The sequence below is a fragment of the Cryobacterium sp. 10I1 genome (genome assembly GCF_035019805.1).
Lineage (GTDB): Bacteria > Actinomycetota > Actinomycetes > Actinomycetales > Microbacteriaceae > Cryobacterium > Cryobacterium glucosi.
On sequence record NZ_JASJVF010000456.1, the window covers coordinates 1 to 1,442 of the forward strand.

Here is a 1,442-nt window from a genome sequence, read left to right on the forward strand (position 1 = left end):
CCGGAAGCTCTCCGGAATCGGCCGCAGCGACCCGGCGCTCGCCGTGATCGCGCTCGTCGCCGTGGCGTCGATGGCCGGACTTCCACCCCTGCTCGGATTCGTCGCCAAGGAGGCCGTCTTCACGGCGTTCCTCGAGGCGGCACTGCACGGCGACGGCTGGGGCTGGGTGGCGCTCGCCGGCACGGCGGTGGGCTCCCTGCTGACCGTGGCGTACAGCATCCGCTTTTTCCACGGCGCGTTCGGAACGAGGGGGGCGCTGGTGCAGACGGCCCTGCACCCGAGCCGCTGGGACATCCTGATCGCCCCGGGACTACTCGCCGTCGCGACGATCGCGCTCGGCCCGCTGGCCGGCCGGCTCGACCCGCTGCTCGCGCCGTACGCGGACACCGTCCCCGGCGGAGGGCACGCGCACCTCGCCCTCTGGCACGGATTCGAACCCGCCCTGGGCATCACCGCTGTCGTGCTCACGCTCGGCGCCGTGATGTTCTGGAAGCGTCGCGGGGTCGCGGTGCTGCAGGAGCGGGTGCCGGGGTCCGTCGACGCCGGTCGGGGCTATGGGCTGCTGGTGCGCAGCGTCGATCGCACCGCGGCGAGGCTCACCCACTTCGCGCAGCGCGGCGGCCTGCCGCAGTACCTCGGCACGATCCTCGTGGTCTTCGTGCTCGCGCTCGGCTTCGCCTCCCTGGTCAACCGCACCTGGCCGGACTCGGTCGTGCTCTGGGACTACCCGGGCCAGGTCATCATCGCCGTGATCATGGGCGTTGCGGCGATCGCGGCGTCCCGCTCAGGGCAGCGGATGACGTCGGTGCTGCTCGCGGGAGTCACCGGCTATGGCCTCGTGGCCCTGTTCGCCTTCCACGGCGCACCCGACCTCGCCCTGACCCAGGCTCTCGTGGAGACGATGACCCTCGTGGTCTTCGTGCTCGTGCTGCGCCGGCTGCCGGCGAGGGTCACCCGCCCGAACGCGCCGTTGCATCGCAGGCGCCGCGCCCTGATCGGGGTGCTGGTCGGGGCGACGATGGGCACCATCGCCATGATCGCCCTCGGCGCCAGGCAGGCGCCGAGCATCGCGCTCGAGCTGCCGCGCCTGACGCTCGAGGCGCACGGCACCAACATCGTCAACGTCGCACTCGTCGACATCCGGGCCTGGGACACGATGGGGGAGGTGTCCGTGCTCATCGTCGTCGCGACCGGCGTCGCGAGCCTGCTCTTCGTGTCCGGGCGCACCGAGACCCTGCCGCGTCTGAAGGGCTCCCGCACCCAGCGGTCACCGCGCAACCGTCGCCGCGTCGTAGCCGACCCGCAGGCCTCCTCGGCCGGCCACGCCGTCACCCGGCAGTCCTGGCTGCTCGCCGGGCGCACGATCAAGCCGGAGGACCGGTCGATCCTGATCGAGGTCATCGTGCGGCTTCTCTTCCACCCCGCGATCGTCGTGTCGGTGT

The 1,442-nt window shown here is 72.2% G+C and carries 1 protein-coding gene; it reads left to right on the top strand.

Going from position 1 to position 1,442, the window contains the following annotated elements; all coding sequences use genetic code 11:
* A partial coding sequence (mbhE, locus tag QN345_RS19030; RefSeq protein ID WP_323509113.1) for a hydrogen gas-evolving membrane-bound hydrogenase subunit E occupies positions 1-1,442 on the top strand: 1,442 nt, incomplete at both ends.